Origin of the sequence: Pseudoalteromonas sp. MMG010, from assembly GCF_018100905.1 — a bacterium.
Taxonomy (GTDB): domain Bacteria; phylum Pseudomonadota; class Gammaproteobacteria; order Enterobacterales; family Alteromonadaceae; genus Pseudoalteromonas.
The window spans coordinates 1-26562 of the sequence record NZ_JAGJEG010000013.1 but is presented as its reverse complement, the minus strand read 5'-3'; the positions used below and the strand labels follow the sequence as shown (position 1 = coordinate 26562).

General features: G+C 36.2%; 23 protein-coding genes. 21 read left to right on the top strand and 2 right to left on the bottom strand.

Annotated elements, in window-relative coordinates; translation table 11 throughout:
• Positions 1-292: 292 nt before the first annotated feature.
• The 19 genes from wecB (at position 293) to J8L70_RS12830 (ending at position 22645) form a co-directional block, all read left to right on the top strand.
• On the top strand, positions 293-1429 hold the full coding sequence (gene wecB / locus J8L70_RS12920; RefSeq protein ID WP_211056011.1) for a UDP-N-acetylglucosamine 2-epimerase (non-hydrolyzing): 1137 nt from the start codon (positions 293-295) through the stop codon (positions 1427-1429).
• Between the two features lie 42 nt (positions 1430-1471).
• Positions 1472-2722 carry a UDP-N-acetyl-D-mannosamine dehydrogenase gene (wecC, locus tag J8L70_RS12915; protein WP_211056010.1) on the top strand — a complete coding sequence of 417 codons (1251 nt, stop codon included), beginning with the start codon at positions 1472-1474 and terminating at the stop codon, positions 2720-2722.
• A 26-nt stretch (positions 2723-2748) separates the two neighbouring features.
• Positions 2749-3297, top strand: a complete 549-nt coding sequence (locus J8L70_RS12910) for a serine O-acetyltransferase (protein ID WP_211056009.1) — start codon at positions 2749-2751, stop codon at positions 3295-3297.
• Complete coding sequence (locus tag J8L70_RS12905) at positions 3298-4452, top strand: VpsD family glycosyltransferase (protein ID WP_211056008.1); 1155 nt, start codon at positions 3298-3300, stop codon at positions 4450-4452. It begins immediately after the preceding gene.
• 49 nt (positions 4453-4501) lie between these two features.
• On the top strand, positions 4502-5917 hold the full coding sequence (locus J8L70_RS12900) for a lipopolysaccharide biosynthesis protein (RefSeq protein WP_211056007.1): 1416 nt from the start codon (positions 4502-4504) through the stop codon (positions 5915-5917).
• Positions 5910-7112, top strand: a complete 1203-nt coding sequence (locus J8L70_RS12895; protein WP_211056006.1) for a VpsF family polysaccharide biosynthesis protein — start codon at positions 5910-5912, stop codon at positions 7110-7112. The genes J8L70_RS12900 and J8L70_RS12895 overlap by 8 nt, the downstream gene beginning before the upstream one ends.
• Positions 7109-7540: a DapH/DapD/GlmU-related protein gene (locus J8L70_RS12890; protein ID WP_211056005.1), complete on the top strand. Its 432-nt coding sequence runs from the start codon at positions 7109-7111 to the stop codon at positions 7538-7540. The genes J8L70_RS12895 and J8L70_RS12890 overlap by 4 nt, the downstream gene beginning before the upstream one ends.
• 83 nt (positions 7541-7623) lie before the next feature.
• Positions 7624-8982: a phenylacetate--CoA ligase family protein gene (locus tag J8L70_RS12885; protein WP_211056004.1), complete on the top strand. Its 1359-nt coding sequence runs from the start codon at positions 7624-7626 to the stop codon at positions 8980-8982.
• Complete coding sequence (locus J8L70_RS12880; RefSeq protein WP_211056003.1) at positions 8979-10058, top strand: glycosyltransferase family 4 protein; 1080 nt, start codon at positions 8979-8981, stop codon at positions 10056-10058. The genes J8L70_RS12885 and J8L70_RS12880 overlap by 4 nt, the downstream gene beginning before the upstream one ends.
• Complete coding sequence (locus tag J8L70_RS12875) at positions 10048-11226, top strand: aspartate-semialdehyde dehydrogenase (RefSeq protein WP_211056002.1); 1179 nt, start codon at positions 10048-10050, stop codon at positions 11224-11226. Before J8L70_RS12880 ends, J8L70_RS12875 begins: the two co-directional genes overlap by 11 nt.
• 33 nt (positions 11227-11259) lie before the next feature.
• Complete coding sequence (locus J8L70_RS12870; protein WP_211056001.1) at positions 11260-12021, top strand: WecB/TagA/CpsF family glycosyltransferase; 762 nt, start codon at positions 11260-11262, stop codon at positions 12019-12021.
• A 6-nt stretch (positions 12022-12027) separates the two neighbouring features.
• Positions 12028-13152 (top strand): right-handed parallel beta-helix repeat-containing protein, encoded by a 1125-nt coding sequence (locus tag J8L70_RS12865; RefSeq protein ID WP_211056000.1) that lies wholly within the window; start codon positions 12028-12030, stop codon positions 13150-13152.
• A 392-nt stretch (positions 13153-13544) separates the two neighbouring features.
• Positions 13545-15764 (top strand): choice-of-anchor A family protein, encoded by a 2220-nt coding sequence (locus J8L70_RS12860; RefSeq protein ID WP_211055999.1) that lies wholly within the window; start codon positions 13545-13547, stop codon positions 15762-15764.
• A 109-nt stretch (positions 15765-15873) separates the two neighbouring features.
• A complete protein-coding gene (locus tag J8L70_RS12855; RefSeq protein ID WP_211055998.1) occupies positions 15874-17274 on the top strand; it encodes an undecaprenyl-phosphate glucose phosphotransferase in 1401 nt (466 codons plus the stop codon).
• A complete protein-coding gene (locus tag J8L70_RS12850; RefSeq protein WP_211055997.1) occupies positions 17264-18472 on the top strand; it encodes an outer membrane beta-barrel protein in 1209 nt (402 codons plus the stop codon). The genes J8L70_RS12855 and J8L70_RS12850 overlap by 11 nt, the downstream gene beginning before the upstream one ends.
• 14 nt (positions 18473-18486) lie before the next feature.
• The gene (locus J8L70_RS12845) at positions 18487-18990 is read left to right on the top strand and encodes a polysaccharide biosynthesis/export family protein (protein WP_247664822.1); all 504 of its coding nucleotides are present in this window, start codon (positions 18487-18489) and stop codon (positions 18988-18990) included.
• A gap of 8 nt (positions 18991-18998) precedes the next feature.
• Positions 18999-21218, top strand: coding sequence for a polysaccharide biosynthesis tyrosine autokinase (locus J8L70_RS12840; RefSeq protein ID WP_211055995.1), 2220 nt, complete (start codon positions 18999-19001; stop codon positions 21216-21218).
• Complete coding sequence (locus J8L70_RS12835) at positions 21157-21954, top strand: CpsB/CapC family capsule biosynthesis tyrosine phosphatase (protein ID WP_247664819.1); 798 nt, start codon at positions 21157-21159, stop codon at positions 21952-21954. The genes J8L70_RS12840 and J8L70_RS12835 overlap by 62 nt, the downstream gene beginning before the upstream one ends.
• Entirely contained in the window at positions 21929-22645 is a 717-nt protein-coding gene (locus tag J8L70_RS12830; RefSeq protein WP_211055994.1) for a VpsP family polysaccharide biosynthesis protein, read from the top strand. Before J8L70_RS12835 ends, J8L70_RS12830 begins: the two co-directional genes overlap by 26 nt.
• Positions 22646-22654: 9 nt before the next feature.
• Here J8L70_RS12830 and trmA read toward each other — a convergent pair whose 3' ends face one another.
• Complete coding sequence (gene trmA / locus J8L70_RS12825; RefSeq protein ID WP_211055993.1) at positions 22655-23752, bottom strand: tRNA (uridine(54)-C5)-methyltransferase TrmA; 1098 nt, start codon at positions 23750-23752, stop codon at positions 22655-22657.
• A gap of 164 nt (positions 23753-23916) precedes the next feature.
• Between trmA and J8L70_RS12820 the strand changes: the two genes are divergently transcribed.
• Both J8L70_RS12820 and murI read left to right on the top strand, forming a co-directional pair.
• The gene (locus tag J8L70_RS12820) at positions 23917-25044 is read left to right on the top strand and encodes a DUF5610 domain-containing protein (RefSeq protein ID WP_211055992.1); all 1128 of its coding nucleotides are present in this window, start codon (positions 23917-23919) and stop codon (positions 25042-25044) included.
• Between the two features lie 78 nt (positions 25045-25122).
• Positions 25123-25926 carry a glutamate racemase gene (murI, locus tag J8L70_RS12815; RefSeq protein ID WP_211055991.1) on the top strand — a complete coding sequence of 268 codons (804 nt, stop codon included), beginning with the start codon at positions 25123-25125 and terminating at the stop codon, positions 25924-25926.
• Here murI and J8L70_RS12810 read toward each other — a convergent pair.
• Entirely contained in the window at positions 25889-26368 is a 480-nt protein-coding gene (locus tag J8L70_RS12810; protein ID WP_211055990.1) for an RNA-binding protein, read from the bottom strand. The two genes, murI and J8L70_RS12810, sit on opposite strands and share 38 nt — an antisense overlap.
• Between the last annotated feature and the right edge of the window lie 194 nt (positions 26369-26562).

Here is a 26562-nt window from a genome sequence, read left to right as displayed (position 1 = left end):
TGATTTAAATATTAAAAAAGAACTATCTTTTATTTGCTGTTAACATTTTATATTTGTTTTGTAGTTAAAAAGGTTGAATTATGATGGTTATTGAGTATTATGCGAAAAATAAAATGGATTTATTGCTTGATTATATAATCGTTATTCTTAAGTCAGAAACAGGGAGTGTTTAGTGATTCTTAACATACAACCTACCTTAAAGCTGTTTCTTACCTGCATAGCGTTTTAAACCACCGCAATTAAATATTTTGCTGTGCGTTCAGCAATTTTAAATAATTAGTTGAGTTTATATATGAAACTGAAAGTTGTTAGTGTGTTTGGCACTCGCCCAGAGGCTATTAAAATGGCCCCATTAGTGAGTTTACTAGCGAGCGAAGAGGGGATTGATGCAAAGGTATGTGTCACTGCACAGCATAGGGAGATGCTCGATCAAGTATTGGAGTTGTTTTCAATATCACCGGATTACGATTTAAATATTATGAAACCCGGACAAAGCTTGTTTGATATCACCAGTAATATTTTGCAAGGGTTGAAAGCTGTTTTTAATGATTTTAAACCAGATATAGTGCTAGTACATGGTGATACCAGTACTACATTTTCAGCTAGCTTGGCCGCGTTTTATCAACAAATACCCGTTGGACATGTGGAGGCCGGTTTACGCACTGGCAACTTGAGCTCGCCTTGGCCAGAAGAAGGAAATCGCAAGTTAACAGGAGCAATTACTCAATTACATTTTGCACCTACAAATACGTCATATGATAATTTGAAACGTGAAAATATTGCTCACAATTTAATTAGCATTACTGGCAATACGGTAATTGATTCACTATTGCAAGTTGTTAATAAAATAGATAATGACCCGCAATTACAGACTACTTTACAAGCTCGTTTTCCACAGCTAGATAGCAATAAAAAATTAATTTTGGTAACAGGGCATCGCCGTGAAAGTTTTGGAGAGGGGTTTGAGCGAATTTGTACCGCCCTTGCAGAAATAGCCTCGCAGCATGACGATATACAAATTTTATATCCAATGCATTTAAATCCTAATGTACGAGAACCTGTTAATCGTATTTTAAGTTCGCTTGACAATGTTTTTCTTATCGAACCACAAGAGTATTTACCTTTTGTTTATCTAATGAATAGAGCGCATATCATTGTTACCGACTCAGGCGGTGTACAAGAAGAAGCCCCGAGTTTAGGTAAACCCGTTTTAGTTATGCGAGATACAACCGAACGACCTGAAGCCGTGTTAGCTGGCACAGTAAAATTAGTAGGTACTGATCCTCAATGTATTGTTGATGAAGTAAATCGTTTATTGAATAACGCTGAGCACTATAACTCGATGAGCTTAGCGCATAACCCTTATGGCGATGGGCAAGCTTGTTTGCGAATAATCAAACATATTAAACAGCATTTTAATATTAATTAAAAAGTCATTTATTTTTAATCACACAAAAAGGGAATTTAGCACATGATGATAAAAACAGTATGTGTAGTAGGGTTAGGTTACATCGGTCTTCCGACTGCTGCGATTATTGCCTCGCGTGGTATGCAAGTAATTGGTGTGGATGTAAATCAAACCGCTGTTGATACCATTAATGCGGGTGAAATTCATATAGTCGAGCCAGATTTAGATATTATTGTTCGAAGTGTGGTGACTACGGGTAATTTAAAAGCGACCACTACAGCCGAAAAAGCGGATGTATTTATGGTGGCTGTACCCACTCCTTTTACACAAGATGATACCTGTGATCATGCAGCCGATTTAAGTTATATACAAAGTGCTGCACAGGCCATTGCACCAGTATTAGAAAAAGGCAATTTGGTGGTGCTAGAATCAACTTCGCCAGTCGGGGCGACAGAAAAGCTGGCACACTGGTTAAGTGAAGCACGTCCAGATTTATCATTTCCGCAAGATAAAGGTGATTATGCCGATATTAATGTAGCTCATTGTCCTGAGCGAGTCTTACCTGGGTATGTATTGCAAGAGCTGGTATCGAACGACCGAGTGATTGGTGGAATGAGCCAAGCATGTAGTGATAAAGCCGTGGCACTGTACCAAACATTTGTACGTGGTGAATGTATTACTACGCATGCCAGAACCGCAGAGTTGGCTAAATTAACCGAAAACTCATTTCGTGATGTCAATATCGCATTTGCCAATGAACTGTCTGTGATTTGTGACAAATTAAAAATTAATGTTTGGGAATTAATTAAACTAGCAAATCGTCATCCGCGGGTGAATATTTTATCACCTGGTCCTGGGGTTGGTGGACACTGTATTGCTGTAGACCCTTGGTTTATTGTCAGTAGTTGCCCGCAAGAAGCAAAGCTGATTCGACAAGCTCGATTAATCAATGACGCTAAACCTTTCCATGTTATTGATAAAGTTGTGCAAGCGGCCGATGAGTTTAAGCGCCCCGTAATAGCATGTTTAGGATTGGCATTTAAAGCCGATATTGATGATTTGAGAGAAAGCCCTGCGTTACAAATTTTACATGAGTTGGTAGATAAAGAGGTGGGTACTTTATTAGCCGTAGAACCTAATATTAAAACTCTACCAAGCAGTTTAGCCCAGAGCAAAGTTGAGCTTACCACTCTTGAAACTGCATTAGATGTTGCCAATATTATTGTCGTTTTGGTTGATCACAAGCAGTTTAAAGTAGCAGACAAAACCCAGTTTGCATCTAAAGTTGTCATTGATACTCGTGGCATTATTTAACGTGATAGATGGTGAGGCTTGATAATATGACGCCATTTCAATTAATTAAAGCCGATTTATTTCGTTACACGGCACAATATTCGTTTAGCGCTTTAATAAAAAACCTATTAAATAGTAATTGTGGTTTTAAGTACATGTTTTGGTTTCGGTTATGTCTTAGCAAAAACTATATTGTGCGGTTTACCGCTCAATTTATGCACCGCCATCTATCTATTAAGTATCAAATACAAATACCAAAAGAAACTAAAATTGGTCCTGGGCTCTATTTAGGTCATGCCACTTCTATTGTTATCAACAGCACCGCGGTTATAGGAAAAAACTGTAATTTAAGCCAGTTTACTACAATTGGTTCGAATTATGGGCAAGCAGCCGTTATTGGTGACAATGTTTATATTGGGCCGAATGTGTGTGTTGTCGAACATGTGCTTATAGGAAACTGTGCGGCTATTGGGGCAGGTAGTGTGGTTGTGAAAAATGTATTGGATAATTGCACAGTGGTGGGTAATCCAGCACGCGTAATATCTGATAAGCAAGAGGGGATTTTTATAGTTAACCCATTTGAAGGCGATCATTAAGTGAAAAAAGTATTATTAATAGTCCCTTTATCAACTTTAAATTGGGGTGAAAAAAATACAGGAGGGGTTGATTCTGTATGCCAAGTGTTACTGAGTGAGTTACAAAACACACCATCAAAGCACTTTCATTATCGTGTTATAGCTTTTGATCCGACTAATTCAGTCGCCAGTAATGCTCAGTTAACACAAGTGCATCAAGGCTTAGAAATTATTCAATATAATGTGGCAGCTAATACGACGAATAAGTGGCTTAAAATGCCAAGCTTGTGTTATCAACTCAGTATTATTCGTAAAGAAATAAAACATTATCAAGCCGATATTATTCATAGCCACCTTATTTCTTGGTTGATTTTTTTAGGTGCAAAAGCTCCTTTACTTGCAACGTTACATAGCTATAAAAAAATTTGTAGAAAGCCGCAGGGGCGATTAAATAACTTTCTTTATGAGAGGCTTATTCCATTTATCGCACCTTACTTTATCACTCGTTATACGTGTGTGAGTCGCTTCTTAAAAAAACAAGTCGAGCCTGAACTAAATGAACCTATAGATGTAGTTTATAACCCTTTAAACCCACTTTTTTTTACATCACGCAAACCAGAGTTATCAAATGACACCATTCGACTGGTAACTTGTGCATTGCTAACACCTCGAAAAGGCATTCACCACATAATTGAAGTTGTTGAATGTATTAATAAGCAAAATGTGAATGTTGAGCTAGTAGTGATTGGCGCTCAAAGTAGCCCTGTTTATTTTAAGCAGTTAACTGCGTTAATTTTAAAAAAGGGTTTGCAAGAAAAAATAACGTTTGTTGGTTCTAAATCGACAGCGCAGATTATTTCTTTGTATTTAAAAAGTCATGTTGGTGTGTTTCTGTCATCGCAAGAAACATTTGGTTTAGTGCCATTAGAAATGCTCGCCACGGGGTTAAAGGTCGTGTCTAGCAACACCGGAATTGTAAATGATTTCTATGAACACAATATTTTTGGGGACCACTTACATATTATGGATAGTAAGGATTACGAAGCCATTGCAGATAAAATTGTTAACATAGCTAAATCCCCCCTTGATTCAGGGAGTTTAATTGAAGAAACTTTTTTACCTTCACATATTCTACAGTCATATGAAGCTTGTTATAGAAAAATGGTAAATAAATGATCTATATAGTTAAGCAATCGGCTGCATATAGCCGTGTAGGTTTATCTGTATGTTGCTAAAACTATTTACTTACGCACCAGTGCAACTGTTTTCTGCAGTGAGTATATTTGCATTAATTAGTATTCATACCAAGTATTTAACTATTGTTGAATACGGAATGTTGTCACTGATTTTTCTCTCAATGGAAGTGGTGAGAGCGGTGGCCGCACAATGGATCAACGCGAGTATGTTGCGTTTGCTCCCCGAAAAAAATAAACAAGACGCATTAGAATACGCAGGGCTTAGTTTACTCATTCTATTGTTATGCACGCTCCCGGCGTTTGTATTGATTAGTGTGTGTTTATACCTTGTTGAGCTATTAACTTTAAAAATACAGATACTGACTTTTGTGCTGTTTTTTAGCAAAGCATTGTATTTCTTTTATCTTGATTATACTCGCTTAAATGAGCGTGCCTCACTTTTTAAATTAGCGGCGATGGTACAAGCCTTGTTGGTTATTTGTATTAGCTGGTTACTACTACACTTTAATGCCGATATGAGTATGGCGATTTACGGCATTATTATTTCGCATATAACCGGCGCTATTATTTTGTTTTCGCGCTTGCCACTACAGTTTCAATTTTTAAAAACCGATAACTGTAAAGCCCTTTGCAGCTATGGGTTACCTTTAATGTTAAGCGGCGTGATCTTGAGTATTTATTCTCGTATCGACAGATATTTTATAGCCGAATACTTAGATTTAGCGCAAACCGGAGTGTTTGCCGCGTTAGCGAATATTGTCCTTGGTATTGGCGCGTTACTTTTTACTTTAGTGGCGTTACCTAGTTACCCTGAATTATCAAAAAAAGCACATCTACCAGAGCAACTGCAAATCGCTCATGGACAGTATTTGAGTATTTTACTGGCTGTGACGTTACCCGCATTTGTTGGCTTTAGTTTATTAGCCGAATCGATTATTCCTGTACTGCTAAGTCAAGACTATATGCCCGAAAATAGCGCTATTATTTATGTATTATGCGCATCTGTTTTTTTATTAAATTTAAAAGGGCATTACATAGATCATGGGCTGCAGTTTACGCTCACTACTAAGTATTTGGTGCACAATAGCGTGTTCACCTTAGCCTTAAATATACTGTGTATAGTGCTATTGCTGCCGACTTTTGGCTTATTAGGTGCTGCTCTGGCAGGATTATGTGCCAATGGCTTTGCCATTTTGTTTAGTTTTATTGTGGCAAAGCGCCGTGGTTATAAATTCAATATACCGATACAAGTACTAAAAATAACGATAGCAACGGGTGTTATGCTAATTAGTTTACTGTTTTTAAAACCCATTATTTTACAACTGAATTTATCGCCATACATTGCGTTAACATGCCTTATTGCTTTAGGTGGGGGGGTATTTGTTACGGTATTAATTCTACAAAATATCAAGCGTTGCTTAATATGGTGGGGGAAATATGTCTGATAACGCAATTTATTATTGGCATCAGCTTGTTTTATTTAGTGCTTTTATTTTAAGTGCTTATTTATTGGAAAATTTAGGTATTCAATATGTTTCTGAAGGTGGAAGCGCGGTTATAAAAATTCATTTTTATAGTTATTTATTAATGTTATTGACGGCATTTATTTGTATTACCAGAGGGATAAATCATAGTTGGTTACAGTTAGGGGGATTCAGACTCGTTTGGTTGTTGAGTATTATTAGTATTGCGATAGTTATCGTATACGGGCTAATACGGTTTGGAACCTCAGGGATGGCTTATTTAATTGATACTATCTTCGTACCGCTCTTATTATTTTTTACTTTGGCTCAACTCAATACAAACCATAAAATTAAGTTATTACGATTTATTGCATACATGCTGTTGTTAAATTCTGTGATTGCAATTTTAGAGTTTGCAATGGGCACGACGTTAATGGCTGTTGAATTTGCTCATTTTAGTTTTTTTCGTTCAACGGCGCTTTTAAATTTTCCGTTAAACAATGCTTTAATCACCGCGGCATTAACACCTATTTTACTCAATCACACTCGCTTACCCGCATTAGCTTATTTTGCTATTTCTTTTTTAGCCTTATTTGCATTTGGGGGGAGGGCTGCTCTGGCTATATTTATTGTTGGTATGTTGTTATTTATGCTACCTGAAGTGGTTCGGTTTTTTAGTACGGGAGTAAAAGTAACAAAAGTACAGTTTGCTTTAATACAAGGCCTTTTCTTCTTTTTGATTATGGGTCTTGTACTTATTTTAGCTTTAACGCCCATCGGAGCTCGTGTACTAAGCAAGCTTTATATAGATAATAGTGCCCAAGCACGGTTTGACGTTTTTACCATTTTAGATCAATTAACTGTGGAGGAGTGGCTATTTGGTGCATCACAGCAACTAATCAATAACATAGCGTTTTATATTGATATTAATGTTATCGAAAATTATATCATTGGTTGGGTAGTGAGCTTTGGTCTGCTTTGTACGATGTTATTAATGATTAGTTGTTATAGCGTTGCGGTTAACTTGGCATTTAAAAGAGGTATTAAGCTCTTTGTACCTTTGCTGGTATTTGTTAGCGTATCGGTGACAAATAATGCGCTTACCTCTAAAACGCCTGCCTTACTGCTTTTATTTAGTTCTTTTTATTTGTATGCAACCTGTAGGATAAAACGATGAAATTATACCGAATTGGCTCTTATTTCTATCGCAAAAACATTCCATTTTTACCTAAATGCATAAATGCATTGATCCGTTTTGTTCATAACAGCGCCGTATTTTCTGAGAGTCAAATTGGTAACAATGTCACTTTTGCTTATGGTGGAATTGGTGTTGTGATCCACAAGCGATGTGTCATTGGTGACGGCTGCACTATAGGATCTAATGTCACGATTGGCGGTAAATCACACTCAATAGGTGTACCAATGATAGGTAAAGGGTGCTTCATTTCGACAGGGGCTAAGATTTTAGGTGATATTAAAATTGGTAATAATTGTGTGATTGGTGCTAATGCCGTGGTCATTACAAGTGTCCCTAATAATTGTGTCGTTGCAGGTATGCCGGCAAAAATTATCAAGCAAAATATTAATCCGAAAGACTATTACTGAGTATTTCATTTGGTGTTACTGGTAACAGCTAAAATTAGTTTTTCCATAGAAATAAGTTAAATAACAAAAGGACAGGTTATTTTATGTATACATCTTTTTTATATCAACATGCTCCGGTGCTGGTGCAAAATATTATGCTTTCAGTACGAGCGCTCATACGTAAGTTGATTAGGGAAAAGCATGGCAATGCTAAGCTACTTCAGCAAATCACTGCACATAGTTATAACGAACAGGCGATAAACTCATTTGCCGCTGAACAGCTACAGCACACTTTAGCAAACGCCGCTGAAAAGGTCCCTTTTTATCAGAAACTAAATATTAATATGGAATTGGGAATTACTGATTTTCCTTTTATAGATAAGGCGATGTTAAAGGCACAGAAAGAGCAGTTTTTCAGCCATGATTCTAATGGTGTGATAGTGAAAGGTGAAACCAGTGGTACAACAGGGCAGGCGTTAAGCATTCCTCAAAATTTAAACTCGGTATTACGAGAGCAGGCGTTTGTATCGCGTTATTTAACCTGGGCGGGCTTTAAAAAAGGCGATAAACGTGCATGGTTACGTGGCGATATGGTGGTGCCTGTCGCGACTAAGTCAGCCCCTTTTTGGCGGTATTCATATTTTGAAAATATGATTCTCCTCTCTTCGTTTCATCTTACAGTGCAATCAATGCCTCTATATTTACATGCAATGCATGAATTTGGTGTCGACATTATACAAGCATACCCGTCTTCTATCGTTGCCTTGGCTAAGTACTTACAAAGCACTGACGCTTATTACCCTGGCGAATTAAAATCGATTGTAACTTCCTCAGAATCCTTATCTAAAGAACATAAAGCGTTAATAGAGGAGCGCTTTAAATGTGTAGTTTTTGACTGGTATGGGTTATTCGAACGAGTGGCTGCGATTGGGAGTTGTGAACATGGTCGATATCATATTTTTACCGATTACGCTTATGTGGAGCTACTACCTGCAGGTAACATGATTGATGGCCGAGAACGCGCAGAAATTGTGGGAACTAACTTTAATAATTCTCTTTATCCATTAATTCGATATAAAACCGGTGATTACGTTGTTATCTCGCACGAGACAAGCTGCCCTTGTGGCTCTTCATTCCCTATTGTCGAGCAGATAGAAGGACGAATTGGGGATTACTTGATAGGTGAAGATGGACAAAAAATAGCGATCTTAAACCATATTTCTAAAGGCGTTAAAGGGGTGTTGGCGTGTCAATTTTATCAACAGCAAAAAGAAAAAATTGAGATTAGAGTGGTCGTCGAACCGAATGTGTTTGATGAGCAGCAAAAAGCTATTTTGATTCACAATACACATGAAAGGGTTGGTTATTCAATTGAAGTACAGGTAAATGAAGTACCTCAATTAGAGCAAACAAAGGCAGGAAAAATACGCCAAGCAATTTGTACGTATAAGGAGCATAAATGAGGAAGTTAACAAATATCACACTGGCTACATCACGAAACGGTAAAGGGGGAGTGGCTTCTGTTGTATATAAGCTTCATGACTCTGGCTTTTTTTCAAAATGGCACGTTAAGCATATTGTTACGCATGTGAGTGGGAATGACCGGTTTGGCTTTTTACGTGTAATGGTTTATTTGTCGGCTTTAATTATTACTTTTTTTACTTTGGTTCTATCTCATGTTGGGATTGCGCATATTCATATGTCTTCGCGTGGCAGTTATAAACGAAAAGCATTGTTAGTGAAGCTGCTACGTTTGTTTAAAGTGAAAATTATTTTGCATTTGCATGGTGCTGAATTTAAAGAGTTTTATCATGATGAAAGTGAAAAAAAACAACAAATAAAAATAGCTAAAATATTTAATCAAGTTGATAGAGTGATTGTACTCTCTAGTCAGTGGTTACAATGGGTTAGCACAATAATAGACGATAGTTCTAAAATTAGAGTGATTTATAATTCGGTTGATTCATTAACCTTTGATAGAGAAAGCATCCAACCAGGAACTATTTTATTTTTAGGTCGTTTAGGGGGTAGAAAAGGGGTCGCCGATTTAATTCAAGCCTTCTATCAGGTGCATAAAAAGGTACCAAACAGCAGGCTAATACTGGGGGGAGATGGTGATTTAAATGTGTTTAAACAACAAGCCAAAGAGTTGGGTATTGAAGAGCAAGTGATTTTTTTAGGCTGGGTGAATGGCCAAGACAAGTTAGATTGGTTGGCGCGAGCCGATGTGTTTTGTTTACCTAGTTACAATGAAGGTTTTCCTATGGGGGTACTTGAGGCGATGTCGGCTCAAAAAGCGATTATCGCTTCAAGAGCTGGTGGTATCCCAGATGCAATAGAGGATGAAAAAAGCGGCTTATTGTTTGATGCAGGGGATGTTGCTGAGTTATCTCGGTTGTTGACTTTAGCAATCGATAATCGGTCGTTGAATACGGCATTGGCTAAAAATGCAAAAAGTCGTTTTGAAGCCAAATTCTCTGCCCAAGCAATTATTCCGCAATTAGATGCTCTTTATGAGGAGCTACTTAATGAATTGTGATGTGCAAGCAATTGTTAGCAGTACTCTAAATAGAGCAAAGCAAAATAACTTTGCCGGGTATGATCCGTTTGATGGGCTAAATGCTGGCTTTTTTGATCTCTGTCCGAAATTAAAACCTGGGATGTTTGGTTTAGCTTGGACACAATTAAATAAACGTAGCCCGATTAATGTTCGCCCTTTATTTGCTACTCCTAAAAAAAGAAACCCAAAAGGCGTTGCGCTGTTTATTTTGGGTTTAATAGAAGATTATTTACATCATGGCGATACATCTTTTTTAGATACTGCATATGAGCTTGCCGATTGGTTGCTTGATCAGCAATGTGATCAAAAAATATGGCAGCACAGTTGTTGGGGTTATCATTTTGATTGGAAAGCGCGCGCTTTTTTTGTACCTAAAGGTAAGCCGAATGTAATTACTACTGTGTATGTTGCTCAGGCTTTATTTGCTTTAAGTGAAATCAGCCAAAACTTACAATATAGAGAAGCTGCACTTAATAGTGCCGATTTTATGGTGAATCGGTTATTTACACAGGTTGAAGGTCAGTCATTTTTTGCTTATATCCCAGGCGAAACAACATTTGTTCATAATGCAAATTTATGGGCCGCAGCTTGGGTTGGCAAAGTAGCGACGTTAACTGATAACGATACATACAAAACGTTAGCATTGACGGCGGCAAGATCCTCTGTCGCAGCACAAGGTAGCGATGGCTCTTGGATGTATGGTACACGTCATCATCACCAGTTTATTGATGGTTTTCATACTGGATATAATTTAGAGGCGCTAACTTTACTTAGTGAAGCGTTAAAAACCAACGAATTTTCTCAAGCATTAGAGCTAGGTTTGCATTTTTATAAAATGCAGTTATTTGAGCCTGATGGAACCGCTAAGTATTTTAGCGAAAACCAATACCCGCTAGATATGCACAGTGTCTCGCAAGCAATTCTGACCTTAATTAAAGTGGGCAATAGCCGTATCGATTTTACCTTTGTAGATAAAGTGATCGTTCGTGCTATTGACTCTATGTACATTGCAAAAGAACAGCGTTTTATTTACCAAAAAAATAAATGGTTTAGCAATAACGTGGATTATATACGTTGGACCCAAGCATGGGTTTATTACTCTTTTTCACTTTATTGTCGAGCTAAGTCAGACATTTTACTTAAATAAAACCCTTATATTATAAATGGAAAGAGCTAGGTTATGAAACGGATAGAATTTTTAAAATCGCCAATGGATATTGCAACGATGTCGGAAACGGTGAGCTATATTGAAAATAAAATTGCACATGGCGAATTTTTACAGCATGTAGTTGTTAATGTGGCAAAAATTGTAAATATGCAAAAAGACAGTGATTTAGCGCAATCAGTAAAGGCGTGTGATTTAATTAATATTGATGGAATGGGAGTTGTCTTTGGGGCACGCTTTTTGGGCTTTGATGTACCCGAGCGTGTTGCCGGTGTTGATTTATTTCATCAATTATTAGTGATGAGTTCGCGCTGCCAATATCCCGTTTATTTACTCGGTGCAACACAGGATGTTGTACAGGCGACAGCCGAAAAAGTACAACAACACAATGAAAACCTAATAATAGTGGGTTATAGCCATGGTTACTTTTGGGATGATGAGCAAGCAGTCGTAGATAAAATACGCCAGTCGGGCGCAAAGCTATTATTTGTTGCGATTACATCACCCAAAAAAGAAAATTTTATAAATAAATGGCAAGACAAATTAGGCGTAGATTTTGTTATGGGGGTTGGCGGGACATTTGATGTGGTGGCAGGAAAAGTAAAGCGCGCACCAATTTGGATGCAAAACTGCGGGTTAGAGTGGCTCTATAGAGTGCTCCAAGAACCAAAGCGAATGTGGAAACGCTATTTAGTGACTAATAGTAAGTTTGCTTGTTTGTTGATAAAAGAGAAGTTTAAAGTTAAGTCGGCGCCAATTAACTCTCGCCAAAAGTAACTTAAAATGAATAAGCTTATTTTACTTTTTACGTTTTTTTTACTCAATAGCTGCCATGTACCATTATGGACTGAGTCAAGAGAGCCTCTATCGCTTAGGGAATTAACAGAACAAGCGAATATTGTTTTGTATATTCCTGCTGGGGATTATATTTTTTGTCAGGATGTTTATTTAAGCAACTTAAGTAATGTGTCAATTATAGGGCGAGGAGAAGTTAATTTTCATAAGTGCGATAACTTTAACGGTGAATACTTACTGCAAATTTTAAATTCAAATAATGTTCTAATTAAAAATATTAACTTTTTTGGTAATACTTTAGATACAAACAAATATCAGTGGGGAGAGCAGGGCTTATTATGTGCAGGCTGCTCTAAATTGCAGATAAACGGTAATCAGTTTTACAATTTTGGTGATGCAGCGATACGAGTCACCTCTTCAACAGGGCACCTATCTGGGGCCTCTATTAATTCGACTCGAGTTGATATTATTAATAATTATTTTGAAAATGTAACGCAAGTTACTACGACACATCCTTGGACAACACGCTTTGGTGGCGTAGATAAAATACACATAGCAAATAACATATTTAATAAACTGAAAGGGGGGGTTAAATTAGCGAGTCGATCGTACGTAGAAAAGGCAACGATATCTGGGAATATATTCTACGCCAATAAAGGGACTGCCATAGAAAGTGTATATTATTCAAAGGTTCAGATAAAAAATAATATGTTTATTAATAATGATGGATTTATTTTAAATGTATACCCAAACAAAACAGAAAATGTTAGCACTAGAATTGATTGGCAGGGGATCAGCTTTATTGAAAATATAATTATTGGGGCTAAAAAAGGACTTCTTTTTCAATCAGATGTCGTTGGTGAATATAGCTCCTCTAATATAATCACTAATATTGCTATTACTAACAATTATTTCTTTACGACAAATCTATCAGCAGAGCCGGTTAAAACACGTTATTTATTTAATTTTTTCTCGATGGGGCCAAAGTATTTTGACGCAGTAGAAGTGAAAGATAACTTTATTGGTGCATTACCTTGTAAATACCTCATAAAGCATGAAGTGCCTATGCTTATAGAAAATAACAGTCGAGGAAAATTAAACCGGGCGTGCTAATCTGCATTTTTTACTGCAAACCATCTTGTTTTCCTCTCTTATTAAGCACTTTGATGTGTTTACTCTAACTTTTAGCAACTTCTATTGACCAATTTTAAAGACGTCAATTTTCATATTACAATTCTCTTTTTTAGGTACTAGCATTTTAGTGCTTTATTTTTTTTGTTCGTTATTTTAACTCTATTTTTATGGTTATTATTCATTAGTTTTAATGTGTTGGTTTTGCATTCGTTAAATTAATTTACTTTTTATACAAAAATAATAATCTTTTAGTACTGCTTTTATTGTTTTTTGTATACAATATAAATAGGAAAACGGTAAGAACCCTCTTAATAAATGCTAAATAGTTGTTTATTAGGAGAGATTTCAGAAACCAGAAAAGGGAAAATAAAATGAAATTGGTTAGTAAGTATAAAAAAGTAAGTATGTTTGTTGCTTTAAGTTGTATGAGCTCGTCAGTATTTGCTGCAGATCTAGGGACTGCAAATGGTTTATCTGCATTAGCATTTGATAAATTTCACGCTTTTAGTGGAAGTGCTACTGGACCAATTGTGGCTGGTGAAGTGGATTTATTTTGGTATCAGCTAGGTAAAAATAGAGCATCGGCCCCCGATGACTATTATCTAATTAGTGAAGAATATATTAAGTACACTTTTGGCCGTCAGTTTGTAGGAAGTATGATTGCAGCCGATCATGAATATGTTTCAGCTAAGGTGAAAAGAAAAATGGAAGCGGGTGCGGGTGTTTTACAAAATGTGACATCTGATGACTTACCGGTAGATTTTGATCAATTAGAAAACCGATACAATGAAATGAGCGATCAACTAGCCTCGTTAAGCCCCACTGGAACAGTTAAAAACTCTTGGTTTAAAACCTATTTAACAGGTGATGGTGTTTCAAATACTCAAGTATTTAACGTATCAGAGCATAACTTTTATTGGACACACAAATTTAAAGTATCTGGTATTCCTGCTGATGCCACCGTGATTATAAATGTAACTGGTGGCCCAAAAATGTGGTCAGTGCTCAAGGATTTATCGGCATTAAAGCCATTTAGTAGTAAAACAATTTTTAACTTTCCTGATGCGCAAAAGTTAGAAATAAAACTCACTAATTGGGAGGGTGTTATTTTAGCACCTAAAACTGACGTGAGTACGTGGTTAGGAAAGGCGTCAAGAGCTGTGATAAGTGAACGCTTTTATGGTTCTATGTCGTTACTTGCAGGTGAATTTGATGGTTATTTACCAATTGATTTACCGCAAGAAAAGCTTAAGTTAAAAGAGAAATGGAGTTGGACTCAAACAACCTTTAAGCCAGACTCTGTGCAAGTAACTGCAACTCCTGTCGTTGCGCAATTAAATGATGATAACGAAGATGGCTTTATCAATAATGACGATATTGCAGATGTTATTTTTGTTTCTTATAAAGGTCACGATATAAATCGCACAGGCACTTTACGTGCGTTAAATGGAGCCAATGGTACCGAACTATGGAACTACACCAATGGTGGGATATCTGCTGATGCATATTTTAGCCCTGTTGTAGCAGATGTTGATGGTGATGGTATTGTTGAAATATTTGCTTTTGATAATACTGCCAAAGTATTGAATGTCGTATCGCCCAGAGGCGCTTTAATTAAGCAATTTACCCCCGACCCTTCTTTAGCATTATCCATTGGTAATATTTCTATTGCTGATATTGATAGCGATGGAGTTGCAGAGCTTATTGTTGGACAGAGCGTATTTAATTATGACACGGGTAATAGCTTCGAGTTAGCGCAATGGTCTCCGACAAGTGTCGTCTTTGATGCCAATGATGATGGCCAGCAAGAAATATTAGCAAATGGAAAACTACACGATATTAATGGTGTTGTACTTTGGGAGTATCCTCATGGTAGCGAGCATGCCTGGTTCTCCTCAGTAGTAAATCTTGATGAAGACCGCTTTCCTGAAGTGGTTATTTCTATTCCTGCACATTCAACTACAAAAGAGCAGCATCGTCTGGCTGTATTAGAACATAATGGCAATGTGAAATGGGAGCTTAGTAAGCTTGAAAACACCGGTGGCGGTGCGCAAGCTGTATCCACATTTCTTGGTCCAAATCAGCTAGGTATTGTATATGCAGGCTATCAGGCTGTTGATATGCATGATACTGATGGGAATTTGGTGTGGTCGGTTGCCAATGATGATCATAATAGTGGCAAAATAGGCTTAAGTGCATTTGATTTTAATGGTGATGGTATCGATGAAGTTATCATTCAAAGTAACACTGAAGTGAGGATCCTTGATGCAGCAGATGGCACTGTATTAGCAACTGTCGCTAACTCTTCAAATACCCTTTGGGAATCGCCTATTGTTGCTGATTTAGAAGGTGATAATAATGCTGAGCTTATTGTGGTAGCCAATGACTTTAACACCTTACTAACACCGATTAATCATGGGGTTAGAGCTTATGAGTCAGCTAGTCAATTCCAAAAATGGATGAATGCTACGCGAGTATGGAATCAGGCGTCGTATCACCAAACCAATATAGAACAATCTGGAAAATTACCTCAAGTAGAATTGAAAAGCTGGTTACATAATAACAGCTATCGTTCAAGTACCTTAAAGTAATTGACTTAGTAATAGCCAGCCTGGTTTTAGTGGCTGGCTATTATTGATCTATTTTGGTGGTTTATCGATTTTTTTGAAAATCTAATTTTTCTTCATGGAATGAATTTAAATGAGACACGATCATATGTTTGAGCAAAAGCAAAGCCTTAGCTCGTTGGTTTATCGCTTACTTGATGCAGTAATAATATTTTTTTCATTATTATTAGCCGCTCAATTTTATGGTGCCACATTATCCTCAGAGCACTTTACTTTCTTTTTAATTGTATTGTTAAGTTTTTTTTATATCGCAGAAGCGTTTACTTTATATCGTTCTTGGCGAGCAGGTAAGTTTAGGCATATGGTGATCAATGCATGGATCACATTTTTTCTTGCTTTTATTGTGCTGTTTATCTTGGCGTTTATTTTTAAATTTACGGCTCAATTATCTCGGATTATGTTTTCATTTTGGTTTTTTAACACAATTATAGGCCTGTTTACATGGCGAGTTTTAAGTCAGTTATATAAATTAAATCGTCGTAGATTAGGTTTAAGCATTCAGAAGGTTGCCGTAATAGGTGCAACAGAGTCGGGTGTTAAAACATTTAACGAGATAAATAAACATGCTGAGTTAGGATTTGAATGTGTCGGCTTTTTTGATGATAGAAAACCGGATCGTTTATTTCAAAGCTCTGCTCTGAATTTAGCTGGAAGAATTGAATTAGCAGTCAAGTTGGCTAAAGACAGTAAAATAAATGTGCTTTTTATTGCATTGCCATTTAAAGCCGAAAATCGAATTCAAGATATTATTACTCGATTAGGTGATACCACTGTTGATGTACATTATGTTCCAGATTTCTTCTTATCTAATTTAATGCAGTCTCGAGTTGATCACTTAGGTGACATGAATACCTTAAGTGTTTTTGAATCACCTCATCGTGGGATTAAAGAATTAATAAAACGTACAGAAGATATACTTATTGGGGGTTGTATTCTCGTATTAATTTTCCCCTTGCTCATACTCATTTCTTTACTGGTTAAGTTAACTTCAAAAGGCCCTATATTTTTTAAACAAATGCGATATGGGTTAAATGGAGAAACAATCAATATCTATAAATTTCGCTCTATGACAGTAATGGAAAATAATGAAAATGTGCAGCAAGCAACGAAAAATGATAAACGAATCACTCCCTTCGGGCGTTTTTTAAGACGCACAAGCTTAGATGAGTTACCACAATTTTTAAATGTAATTAAAGGAAATATGTCGATTGTAGGACCTAGGCCACACGCTATTTCGCATAATGAAACTTATCGTAAGCAAGTGTCATTTTATATGCTTAGGCACAAAGTAAAGCCAGGGATCACTGGATGGGCGCAGATAAATGGTTGGCGTGGAGAAACCGATACGTTAGAAAAAATGAATAATCGGGTGATACATGATTTGCACTATATCAAGCATTGGTCTCTTTGGTTTGATATTAAAATTATTCTATTAACTATTTTAAAAGGATTTATAAATAAAAATGCATATTAAAAAATTAACAGCAATCAGTTTATCAATATCACTTGCTACTTTTAATACTTATGCTGAAGTTGGCAGCTATCAATTTAATAGCTTTATAAGTGAAAGTGGTATAGAGCTAACACCTACATTAATGGTGGGGGTTAGTAACGATAATAATTTATATTACCAACCTGACAATGAAAAAAGCACTAGCATATTAAATATCAGTCCTAAGTTATTGGCTGTAATACAAGATGGTGTGAATTTATATGGTTTAGAGCTTAGTACTAATAATGGGAATTATCGCTATGATTCAAGTGATAATTATGGTCATTTTAATATTGAGTTAGCCACTCATAATGAATTTACCGATAAACATCGGCTAGATGTTGAAGCTCGGATATCTGCCCATACAGAAGACCGAGGAACGGGGTTAAGTGAAGGTACCGCACAATTAACCGCTGAACCGGTTGAGCTATTAACCAAAAACATTTCAGCAAATTATGAATTTGGTGGATTAGCTTCGGCTGCAAGAGTGGCTATCGCGTCGCGATATTTAGATAAACGATACCAAAATTTTCGTGAAATTTCTAAATATCGCGATCATGAAAAGCTTCGCTTTATGGGGACTGCATTTTATAACACTCAATCAGGGTCAGATATTTTTTTAGAGGTGAGCCAAGATGACATTCAGTATGGTACTAAAGCCGCTGACACGGATTTGCTCGACTCTATGGATTATCGTGTTTTAGTTGGCGTGAATTGGGAGGCGTCCGCGCTGACTTCAGGTAAGGTTAAAGTCGGTTATCAAAAAAAGAACTTTGATGCTCAAAGCCGTAACAACTTCTCAGGCTTAAGTTGGGAGGCTGGTGTAACTTGGCAACCTTTAACGTATTCCCAATTTGGATTTGTTACTTCACAAGCAGCTGAAGACCCTTTAGTTGAAGGAGATTACGTAAAAACCACACGACTGGGCTTAAATTGGTCTCATGAATGGCAAGAAAGAGTAAGAACGCACATAAAGTATCAGCACATTAAATCTCATTTTGTCGGCATAGAACGTAATGATTATATAAATAATGTACGCCTTTCTCTGGACTATAAAAGTAGTTTTGGTGTAGTGAGCTCGTATATGAGTTTTACAGATAAAAATTCAGACTTAACCGCGTATAAATATGAGAAGAGAGTATTGGGTATTGAGGTTACGCTTGGCCTTAGGGATAAGTAATGGCAAGAGTACTTATGTTTATTTACTTCATTTTTTCTATCAATCTTTTTGCGAATGATATTGATAATTATCAATTAGGTGCAGGCGATAAGGTCTTAATAAAAGTCTTCGGCCAAAGTGATTTAGATGTAGAAGCGTTGCTAAGTATTAGTGGTTTAGTGAACTATCCATTTTTAGGTGAAATTAAGTTAACAAGCCTAACTGTAAAAGAGGTTGAGGGGCTTATCACTCAGGGTCTTAAAGCTGGGTACTTAAACAACCCTAATGTCTATGTGCAAGTGATAGAGTATCGTCCTTTTTATATTCATGGAGAAGTAAAAAAACCGGGAGCATATCCTTATCAAATTGGTATGACAGTTAACCAAGCCGTTGCTTTAGCTGGTGGCTTAACTGAACGGGCATCTGAAAGTAAAATCTATTTATTTAAAGAGCGTGCCAAAAGCGAGGGACTATTGGTTAAGCTAAGTAGTGTTGTTGGCGCGGGTGACACTATTAGGATTAATCAGCGATTATTTTAGGATTTGTAATGGACTATAAAAACTTGAATCTAACTAACACGCATAAAAATGAGGTCATTAATATTAATGCCTACTTAAATGTGCTTAAAAATAACAAATGGAAAATAATAAGCTTTGCAGTTGTAATCACAATAACAGTTGCAATGTTTACCATGACCCTGATCCCTAGATATAGTGCAACGGCGACTTTATTAATAGAATCAGAATCGACAAAAGCCGTTAGCTTTGACGAAGTTTATGGCTTGGATTCTTCTAAAAAAGAATATTACTTAACCCAATTTGAAATATTAAAATCAAGTAATATCGCTAAAGAAGTCATTAAAAATCTTAATCTAAAAAGTCACTCTGACTTTATGTCTGAGCCTAGTTTCACCCAAGTAAGTATTAATTTTATTAAAGAGTTATTCCCTTTTTTACCAAGAAATATAGAACCGATTTTATCCCCGACGATACAGGCACAAAGAGAGCTTTTAAACTTAGTGCATATTTTTAAATCAAGGTTAATTATTTCACCTATTAGAAAAACCCAACTGGTTAATATTACTTTTGAATCAAATGATCCACAAATGGCTGCCCTGGTTGCTAATTCTGTGGGTGAGGTTTACATGCAGAGCAATTTAGATGCAAAAGTAGGTATAACAAAAAAAGCATCAGATTGGCTCAATGTTCGCTTATCAGATTTAAGAGAGCAATTAGATACGGCAGAAAGCAAATTGCAATTATATAGGGAGACTGAAGGCCTGATTGATATAGAAGGGGTTGCAAGCTTAATTAGTCAAGAGTTAGAGCAAACATCAGAACAGTTAGTTGAAGCTAGAAATGAGCGTAATAATTTACGCAGTATCAATAAAATCATTGCAGAGTATGGTGAAGATAGTATTGAGCGATTAGGTAATATGCCTGAAATTACCTCACATAGAGTTATTCAAGATGTGAAAAAGGAAATGATTTTAGCTCAAAAAAAGGTTAGTGAACTGGGTGATGTGTATGGTATGAAACACCCTAAAATGATTTCTGCTCAAGCTGAATTAGCCGCAGTTCGAGATAATTTACATTCACAAATTAAGGGTTTAATTGTTGGTATTAAAAAAGAGTATAGTAGAGCGAATGCTACCGTTGGTGCGTTAGAGCGTGAAATTGAAAGTATTCGATTACGCTATCAAGCGGTTTCGCGAAAAGAAACCGAATATAATCAACTATTACGTGAAGTTGAAACAAACCGTAGTATTTTTAACACTTTCCTTTCTCGTTCTAAAGAAACTGAAGTAACCAGTGACTTTAACTCTGCTGTTGCCCGCTTTACCGATCGAGCTCAAGCACCTCTTAATCCTAGTAAGCCAAGAAAAAAATTAATCATAATTATCACTTTTATTATTAGTTTGGGTTTCGCTGTAGTCACTGTGTTCATTTTTGATGCTTTAAATGACACGGTTAAAAGTAAATTAGATATTGAAAGTAAGTTATTACATAAAATGCTAGGGTTGTTTGCGCAAGTTAAAGTGGAAAAGAATGGGCATTTATATACATATGCTTATTTAGACGCTCAATATAGTCATTTATCTGAGTCAGTGCGTACGCTTCGCACTGGGTTAGTGCTTACTCAGCAAATGGATAGGAAGCAACATGTATTTTCTATTACATCAACGCTGTCAGGTGAAGGGAAAACAACAACCGCAATTAACTTAGCGTTGTCATTATCACAAATAGGAAAAACACTATTAATAGATGCTGACTTAAGGCGTCCGTCATTAAATAAACGTTTTAATATACCCCCAAACAAAGGGGGGCTATCAACATTAATCATTGATAACGGGACTACAAATGATTGTATTGTGTGTGACGATAAAAGTGACTTACATATTCTTCCAAGTGGCCCGATCCCTACAAATCCTCTAGAGCTATTAACCTCTACTCGCTTTACTCAGTTAATAGAGCGTTTAAAACAACAATTTGAATATATTATTATTGATACTCCTCCCACCCAAGCTGTGAGTGATCCTCTTATAATAGCGAATAGCTGTCATGCCGTTTTATATGTAGTAAAAGCTGATTCAACACGCACTAGCCAAATTAAAAATACACTAGATAGGTTTTCAGAAATTAATACGCCGATTGCAGGTGTACTATTAAATAAGGTCGATATATCAAAAGGCACTGATGCTGAGTATGCTGATTATTACAACCCATATGGATATGACGTACAAACTAGCAATGATGGTTCGGTTTAATATGATAGATATTCATAGCCACATACTGCCAGCGCTTGATGATGGTGCGAAAAATGTTGAAGAGTCTATCGCATTAATCACCCAAGCGATTAATGATGGTATTACACATATTGTCACAACTCCTCATATTCACTTGGGGCGGTATGATAATACTATTGATAATATTTATACGCAGTTTTATTTGTTGCAGCAGTATGTCGCGTCTAAAAATTTAGACGTTAAATTAGCTATGGCGGCAGAGGTTAGAGTTGATGTTGCGATTATCGATTTAATTGAAAATAAACGAATACCGTATTTAGGGAAGTATGGTAAAAATAACTGTGTATTACTCGAGTTTCCGCATTCACATATGCCCCCTGGTTACGATAATTTTATTACTTGGTTAGGTGAAAAAAATATAACCGTAATCGTTGCTCATCCAGAACGAAATAGAGATATTCAACAAGATATTAGCTACTTAAATAAGTTAAAAAAGCTAGGTTGCTTATTACAAGTTACAGCGAGCAGTATTACAGGAGACTTTGGGCAACGAGCTTTTAATTTATGCGAAATAATACTTAAATATAAATTAGCCGATTTTGTGGCATCTGATGCACACAATGTTAAACGTCGTCCGGCTGTTTTAAGTAAAGCATACCAGTTTATTTGCAATCATTATGGCGAAGCTTATGCAACCGCTTTACTGTATACAAACCCAAGGTGTTTAACGGATGCTTTGTTTCAAAAATACAACTAAACCATTTATTACACGTATTATTACGGTGTTTATCTTTTGCATTTTTGTTGGGGTTATTGGTTATATAAGTTACTTAAAAAGTGTAGCAAATGCGCAATATTTTTCGGTCTATAATAGTTTGAAATCTTGGCAGATAACGCCAGAGCGTTTGTCGCAAAAGCAATTTAATTCTATGCTCAATACAATGTCATCGGTGTTATTGAAAGACCCAAAGAATCCACATTATTTACATATTAAGGCAAATCTATTGGTATTAGGGATTAGTCATAAATGGTTACCTAAAAACGAATTAAATACAGCAAAGCAATATTTAATTGATGCCGTTAAATTAAGAGCACTTTGGGCTAAAACGTGGATTGATTTGGCATTATTACAAAGTTATCTTAGCGGTGTAGATGATGAAACTATTATGTATATTCAACAGGCAGAAATAGCAGGCCCTTTTGATTACGATGTGAATCAAGCTGTTGTTGATATTTTATTAGAGAATTGGGGGAGTCTTAAAAGTCGCTATAAACCACTATTGTTTAAACATTTGGATTTAGCGGTAATGCACGGCTCTCAATTTGTAGGAGTATTTAAGTCAGCAAAAAAAAGAGGCCAATTAAAGTTAATATGTTTGATCATAAATAAGAATGAACAGTTTAAGAATATACAGAGCTCGTGGATGAACACGAGCTACTGCTCATAATAACTAAATTTATTTTTTCTGTAAAAATACACCAGATTCAATATGGTGGGTGTATGGGAATTGATCAAAAATAGCAAACCGCTTAACAGCATGAGTTTGAGTTAGGTGTTCTAAATCGCGCTCTAGAGTTTCAGGGTTACACGAGATATAAATGATATTATCGTAGTTCGAAACTAAATCACACGTTAGTGTATCCATGCCTGCGCGAGGAGGATCAACTAAAATGGTTTGGCAATTGTAGCTCTTTAAATCAATACCTTCTAAGCGAGAAAATGTTCGCTCACCATTCATTGCTTGGGTGAATTCTTCGCTCGACATGCGAATAATATCTAAATTATTTACCTTGTTTTGTGCAATGTTGTATTGCGCTGAGTAAACTGATGATTTAGATATTTCTGTTGCAAGGACACGATCAAATGAGCCGGCCAAGGCAATAGAGAAGTTACCATTACCACAATATAACTCTAATAAATCATTTTTTAATGGTTTACATAAGTCTTGTGCCCACTCAAGCATTTTAATATTTACATTCGCATTTGGTTGAGTGAAGCTATTTTCTACTTGTTGGTAAATAAGGTTTTGGCCATTTACATTTAATTGCTCTGTTACAAAATCATCGCCCAATACTTCTTTTTGCTTACGCGCGCGGCCAATAAAATCTATTTTATAATCACGACTCAGTTTTTCTTTAAGTGTTTTTATTGCACTTAGCCAATGTTCATCTAACGGCTTGTGATAAAGTAAGCTAACTAAAATTTCCCCACTGAGCGTTGATAAATAGTCAATCTGAAATAGTTTACGGCGTAGTATTTCATTGGGTTTAAGATGCTCAATCATTACCTGCATTATTTCTGATACCAACGGTGCTGCCGGATCAAAAGTATCAACCCTAATTTTTTCTTTGGTTGTTTGATCAAACATTATATGGAATAGATCATCACCATCATGCCAAACTCTAAACTCTGCTCGCTGACGGTAGTTAATTGGCTGTGAATCGAACACCTCTAACTGCTCAATACCAAAACGTTGGAACTGAGTAATAATGCGTAACTCTTTTTCTTTTAACTGTGCATCATATTGAGTGGTATTTATTTTAATAACCGCCATTAATACTATTACCTTGTATGTTTACTGTTTATCGGCGCTATTGTAGGGGGCACATATTATTTGTCTAGTTTTGGCTTATATTTAATTGATGTTTTTCTATGCTATTTACTTCAGATTTATTAACACAGGCCGATAATAGTTTATGCATCTTTAGGGAGTTAATCATGAAAATAGGTAATTTTAATTTTACACCAAGTAACAATGTCAATAAATTCAATGGTAAAGCTAATATACATGAGCCCGCAACTAACTCTGTACAAGATAATTACCAACACAATTCAAAAGAATTGGCTGCTAAGGTGCTCGGCGACAAAATGGCTGAACAGCTCGGCTTACCTGTCGCTGGAAAGACAGAAGACAAATCACTTTTTGATTTTGATGAAATTGTTAATAATGTCCTCAATTTTGTAACTGGTGCAGTTAATAGTGCAAAAGCTAATGGTGCAGACGATGAAAAATTGCAAACAATGCTCAATGACGCAAGATCAGGAGTAGAAACAGGTATTGATCAAGCTATCGAAGAGTTAAAAGGGACCGGTGTTTTTAATGACGATATAGAAGAAGGCATTAATAACTCTAAAGAAGGTATATTTAACGGCCTAAATGAATTTGAAGATGAGTTATTTAACCCTCAACCCTACAATGTTGGTATTTCACAAGCGCAATATGTCAGTATGAGCAGTAATGCCGATTACACCTTTACCACAGCCGAAGGTGACGAAGTGAGCATAAGCTTTAGTGATGCTTTTGAATCTCAATCTGCCAGCAGCTATCAGAGCAATAGTAATGGAGAGTCATTTGCAAGCTCTTCATCACAATCACGTGAAGTTTCTTTTTCAATGTCAGTTAATGGTGATCTTAATGAACAGGAACAAGAAGCAATTAACGCAATGATGGAAGACTTACAAAGTGTAAGTCAGACATTTTTTGGTGGTGATTTAGATAAAGCATTCGAACAAGCCCAAGAGTTAAGCTTAGGTAGTGATCAGTTAGTTGCATTCTCAATGGATCTAAGACAAACAAAAGTGGTTGCAGCGGTTAAAAGTTATGAGCAATATTTACCTACACCAGAAAAAGACATTGCCAATACATTAGCCCCATTTAATGACGAACTAAGAGATGTGTTCGAAAAGGCCGATGAATTAGGTTTACAAAATCAACTAGCAGGCATTATGCAATGGTTAAACCAAGATCAAGAGCAAATAGACAAATTAGTTGAGTACACGCAATCTATGTTTGATAATCTTAATGAGTTAAATGCAGCAACAGAAGATTTATCTAACTTAAACTAGGGTAAAGCGTAAACTACTTTATTTTATGTAGACCCCATGGCAAACTGCCGCTCTTAGTTATTTAAAGGAAGTTGTAGTTTGCCAGCACATATATTGGTATTTGACTCAGGTATCGGTGGTACAACTGTGCTTGGACATATTCAACGGAGTATTCCGTATGCTCAATATAGTTACTTTATGGATAATGAGCTATTGCCATATGGAGCGCAAACACAACAAACTATTATTAACAGATTAAGCGCATTAATTCGTTATATAGAACATAAAAAATTAAACGTCGACCTTATTGTAATCGCTTGTAATACAGCCTCTACCTCAGCATTAAGTGCAGTACGACTCATAACTAACATTCCAATAGTAGGGGTTGTGCCCGCAATTAAGCCTGCTGCCCAGCTTACTCAGTCAAATAAAATTGGTTTACTTGCAACTCCAGCGACAATAGCGAGTGAATACACAAAAGAATTAATACGTACCCACGCATCATGTGCTCATGTTAGTTTATTGAGCAGTGTTGAATTGGTAACAATAGCAGAAAACTTCTTCTTCACAGATGAGTTAAAGATAGAGAAACTTCACAAAGAGCTCGTAAGACTTAATATAAGTCCAGAGATTGATGTACTTGTTTTAGGGTGCACACACTTTCCTATATTAGCTGATGCAATTAATGAGTTTTTAAATAAACAGGTGAAATTGTTAGATTCAGGGCAAGCGATTGCTAACCGAGTATATGACTTATTATTAAACACAGACAAACTAACAGTGACTGCGAGCGCAACAAAAAAGCCGTTACACTTTTATGCAACGGCTTATACTTCTGATAATGTATTATCTACACAAGATATTATTACGCAGATTGATCTGACTCAGTACGTACAGAGTTAGAATCCTCTTCTTGTTTTTGCTTTGCTTCACGAACTTTTAAAGTACGTTGCTGAAATTCGCTATCATTAAGTTTAGCAATAGCACTATCTGCATCCGCTAAAGCCATTTCAACAAAACCAAAACCACGTCGTTTACCCGTATTCTTATCTTTTAATAAACGAACATTAAACACTTTTCCTTGCTCTTCAAATAAAGCACGTACTACGCCTTCATTTGCTCTATAAGGAAGGTTACCAACATAAAGTGTTTTAGTTTTAATTTCGGCTTCTTCAGATGCTTCAATTGAAAGCATTGAAATAGCAACAGCGCCAATGAATAAACCAGCTGCAAATAACAACGCTGAGTCTAATTCAAAGCTTGCTAACGCAAACTTAGCAATAATAAATCCAACGACAGCAAGTATAACTGCCAATATAAGAGATTTTTGATCGGGTGATTTCATTTTAGATCTACCAATAAACAGGAAATAAACATTAATTTAACATGTGAGCTTGTTATATTAACGCGTAAATTAAACTTAGCAATGATATTTATAGTAAATAATGCATATAAGTATAAAAAAACAGCATGGCATCCGTCGTTTTAGGTATTTTTAACCATATTTGATTGAAAAATGTCCGAACGATCAAAAGTTTT